General features: G+C 71.0%; 4 protein-coding genes and 1 pseudogene. All 5 read left to right on the forward strand.

The window, feature by feature from the left end:
• Window positions 1–512, forward strand: a 512-nt coding sequence (locus tag B7L92_RS24425) for a DUF4937 domain-containing protein (RefSeq protein WP_107501591.1), incomplete at its 5' end; no start/stop codon positions are given.
• 119 nt (window positions 513–631) lie between these two features.
• Complete coding sequence (locus tag B7L92_RS24430) at window positions 632–1291, forward strand: phosphoglycerate mutase family protein (RefSeq protein WP_081239579.1); 660 nt, start codon at window positions 632–634, stop codon at window positions 1289–1291.
• A gap of 12 nt (window positions 1292–1303) precedes the next feature.
• On the forward strand, window positions 1304–2218 hold the full coding sequence (locus tag B7L92_RS24435) for an ADP-ribosylglycohydrolase family protein (RefSeq protein WP_081239580.1): 915 nt from the start codon (window positions 1304–1306) through the stop codon (window positions 2216–2218).
• 375 nt (window positions 2219–2593) lie between these two features.
• Window positions 2594–2953 (forward strand): annotated as a pseudogene (locus tag B7L92_RS24440) (TetR-like C-terminal domain-containing protein); the annotation flags it as partial.
• An 81-nt stretch (window positions 2954–3034) separates the two neighbouring features.
• A complete protein-coding gene (gene rnhB, locus B7L92_RS24445) occupies window positions 3035–3736 on the forward strand; it encodes a ribonuclease HII (protein ID WP_081239583.1) in 702 nt (233 codons plus the stop codon).
• The last annotated feature ends 149 nt before the right edge of the window (window positions 3737–3885 follow it).

Here is a 3885-nt window from a genome sequence, read left to right on the forward strand (position 1 = left end):
TTCGCGGACAGGGCGGGGGCTGGAGCCGGGGGCGGCCGGACGTGGCGCACATCTTCTCCTTCTGGGAGAGCCGTGCCTTCTACGACTCCTTCATGGCGCGCTCCCACGACCGGCTCGCCTCGGCTCAGTCGGGCACCTTCAAGGACGCCCAGGTCAGACTCTTCGACCACCGCTTCGACGTGAAGACCGGCTTCGAACCGCGCTTCACGGACGCCGACCTGCTCAGGGCGGCACTGTGCCGGGTCCGTGAGGAGCGGGCGGAGCACTTCGTGCTGATGCAGGAGAAGGTCTGGAACCCGGCGATGGCCGGCTCGCCCGGAATGGTCCGCGGGCTGTTCGGCGAGGCGCCCGGCAACGAGTTCCTGGTGCTGTCGATGTGGCAGTCCGCGGCCGAGCACGGCAAGTACCGCACCGAGAGGGTGGAACGCCTCGCCCTGCGGGCGCAGACGGAGGCCGACGTCGTGGCCCTCACGGGGGACGTCGTGGACATGGAACCGGCCTGGACGGTTTGATGCCCGGCCACACCGAGAACGCGCCCGGGTGCGGCCCGTGGCGCAGGACGGATGTGACCTACGCCGTAAGGGACCCGCACGATTGCTCGTCGGGCCGTTCCCCGATCTAGGGTTTCGGCATGGCACGACCACGGCGCATCGTTCTTGTCCGGCACGGCGAATCGACGGGCAATGTCGATGACTCCGTCTACGAGCGCGAACCCGATCACGCCCTGGCCCTGACCGAGCGGGGCTGGCGGCAGGCGGAGGAGACGGGCAGGCGGCTGCGGGAACTGTTCGGCCGTGAACGCGTCAGCGTCTACGTCTCCCCCTACCGCCGGACGCACCAGACACTACAAGCCTTCGACCTCGACCCGGAGCTCATACGGGTGCGCGAGGAGCCGCGGTTGCGCGAACAGGACTGGGGCAACTGGCAGGACTGCGAGGACGTACGTCTGCAGAAGGCCTACCGGGACGCCTACGGGCACTTCTTCTACCGCTTCGCCCAGGGCGAGTCCGGAGCCGACGTCTACGACCGGGTCGACGGCTTCCTGGAGAGCCTGTTCCGCAGCTTCGACGCCCCCGACCATCCGCCGAACGTCCTGATCGTCACGCACGGTCTGGCCATGCGGTTGTTCTGCATGCGGTGGTTCCACTGGACCGTGGCGGAGTTCGAGTCGCTGTCGAACCCGGGGAACGCCGAGACGCGGATGCTCGTCCTGGGGGAGAACGGCAAGTACACCCTTGACCGGCCCTTCGAACGCTGGCGAGATCCGGAACCGTACGGGATCACCGGATAGAGTGGCAGGGCGATGACCGCTGACTCCTCTTCCGCTTCCGCCGGGCGCCTGGATCGCGCCTTGGCCAGCCTGCGCGGCCTGTCGGTGGGGGACGCGCTCGGCTCGCAGTTCTTCGTTCCGGTGAACTACCCGCTGCTCAAGCGCCGCGAGCTGCCCGACGGTCCCTGGCAGTGGACCGACGACACCGAGATGGCCTGTTCCGTCGTGGCCGTCCTGGCCGCCCACCACCGGATCGACCAGGACGCCCTCGCACGGTCCTTCGCCGAGCACCAGGACTTCGACCGGGGTTACGGCCCCGCCGTCGGCCGGCTGCTGCGACTGGTCCGTGAAGGGGGCGACTGGCGCGAGCTCGCCGCCGCGCTCTTCGACGGGCGGGGTTCCTGGGGCAACGGCGCCGCGATGCGGATCGCGCCGCTGGGCGCCTGGTACGCGGACGATCCGGAGCAGGCCACTCACCAGGCGGAGATCTCGGCCTACCCAACCCACCAGCACCGCGAGGCCGTGGTCGGGGCCATGGCGGTCGCCGCGGCAGCCGCACTCGCCGCCGCCCCCGGCGGGCCGCCCGGTGCGGAAGCCCTCCTCGACGGCGTCATCGCGCTGGTGCCCATGAGGAGCGCGGTCGGCGCCGGGCTGCGCCGCGCCCGGGACATGCTCGACTACGGCGACGCGGCCACCGTCGCCGCCGTGCTGGGCTGCGGGCGGCGTACGACGGCCCATGACACCGTGCCGTTCGCGCTCTGGTCGGCCGCCCGGGCACTGGGTGACTACGAGCGGGCCTTCTGGACGACCGCGCAGGTGGGCGGGGACGTCGACACGACCTGCGCCATCGTGGGCGGGGTGGTCGCCGCCGGGAAGGCGGGGGCGCCGCCCGCCGAGTGGGCCGGCCGGGTCGAGCCGCTGCCGGACTGGCTGCCGACCCCGGTGTGAGGGCCGGTCCGCCGGATCGGCCCGACCGGCGGCTGCCCGAAGAGCGCCGGTGAACCTCGGGGCGGTCGGGTCGAGCCCTCGTGATCGTGAACTCTCCGTGTGCCCCGGGAACTCTCCGTGACCGTCGCGCGTTGTCGAGACATCCGCTGTGTGAGCCGTGGGGTCCGACAGCCGCAGGTGGATCGTCGGGAGCGTCGTCGAAGAGCGCCGTAGGGGGATCGTGAGAGTGCTGCTCGCTGTATTGCTCGCCCTGAGGGCTGCGGTGGTGCGGTCCGGTGCCCCGGCCGGGGCGCTCGGGCGGTGGTGCCGGCTCCTCGGGGACCGGGACCGGCAGAGGTCCTCCCGGCACCGGTCGGACCGGAGGCGGCCCGGCGGAGCGTGCGCGAGGATTTGCTGGTTCTGTGCCGGCGGGCGCGCGACGCGATGTTCTTCCGGTCGGGACCGGCGGTGCGTGCGGTGGTTCACGAATGCGACCCCACGCAGGCCGAGCGCTTCCACGGCGTGATCCTCGAAGGGGTCGTGGGGCCGACGCTCAAGATGCCGCGTGAGGTGATCGAGCGTGGTACCGGGCGGGGAGAGGTGCGTCCCGACGCCGCGAACGGGTATGTCTTCGACGCCGTCCCCGCGATGATGACGTACCGCTCCAAGGTGTGCGGAAGCGAATGGACGGATGCCGGCCTGGAGGAGGTGGTCGACCAGTTGATGGTTCCGCTGCTGCGGTCGGGCGGCTCCTGACCGGGGCCCGCGGGGGCGAGGACGCCGCTCGGGGAACCGGGGTGTCGCGGGCCGTTCCGGGCGGCGTACGCTATGGGCGCCATGCCGTACGAACCACCTACTCACACCGTCGAGCGCTCTCTGCGCGCCACGACCGGGGCGAAGATCATTGCGGGTGTCGACGAGGTGGGGCGCGGTGCGTGGGCCGGCCCCGTCACCGTCTGCGCGGCGATCACCGGACTGCGGCGGCCTCCCGAGGGGCTCACCGACTCCAAGCTCCTCACCCTCAAGCGGCGCACCGAGCTCGCCGAGACGCTGCGGAGCTGGGTGACGTCGTATGCGCTCGGGCACGCGTCTCCGGAGGAGATCGACGTGCTGGGGATGACGGCCGCCCTGCGGCTGGCGGCGGTGCGGGCGCTGGAAGCGCTGCCGGTCCGGCCCGACGCGGTGATACTCGACGGCAAGCACGACTACCTCGGCACGCCCTGGAAGGTCCGTACGGTGATCAAGGGCGACCAGTCGTGCGTGGCGGTCGCGGCGGCCTCGGTGATCGCCAAGGTCCAGCGCGACAAAATGATGGCCGAACTCGGTGTCGACCATGCAGACTTCGGTTTCGCGGACAACGCCGGGTATCCGTCGCCCGTGCACCGGGCCGCACTGGAGGTTCGGGGGCCCACCCCGCACCACCGGTTGTCATGGGCGTATCTTGATGCGCTGCCCCGGTGGCGGCACCTCAAGAAGGTCCGCGGCGGGGCGGACGGAAGCGCTCCGGGAATCGAGGGTCAGCTCGGCTTCGATTTCTGACAGTTCCGCTCGCACTGATGTGCCACCCGGCGGCGCGAGCCGTACCAACGTTTGATAAAAATCAGCTCATGCCTCTCATTCCCGAGGAGCCTCAGATTCACGAGAGTGCCCAGGGTCCCCGCACCGCGCCGACCCCCCGACCCGTACCC

Source organism: Streptomyces viridosporus (genome assembly GCF_002078235.1).
Lineage (GTDB): Bacteria > Actinomycetota > Actinomycetes > Streptomycetales > Streptomycetaceae > Streptomyces > Streptomyces viridosporus.

What these genes read in the sequence shown, in the direction of transcription:
- B7L92_RS24430 (WP_081239579.1), top strand. Translation starts at nt 632, where the DNA reads ATGGCACGACCACGGCGCATCGTTCTTGTCCGGCACGGCGAATCGACG.
- B7L92_RS24435 (WP_081239580.1), top strand. Translation starts at nt 1,304, where the DNA reads ATGACCGCTGACTCCTCTTCCGCTTCCGCCGGGCGCCTGGATCGCGCC.
- rnhB (WP_081239583.1), top strand. Translation starts at nt 3,035, where the DNA reads ATGCCGTACGAACCACCTACTCACACCGTCGAGCGCTCTCTGCGCGCC.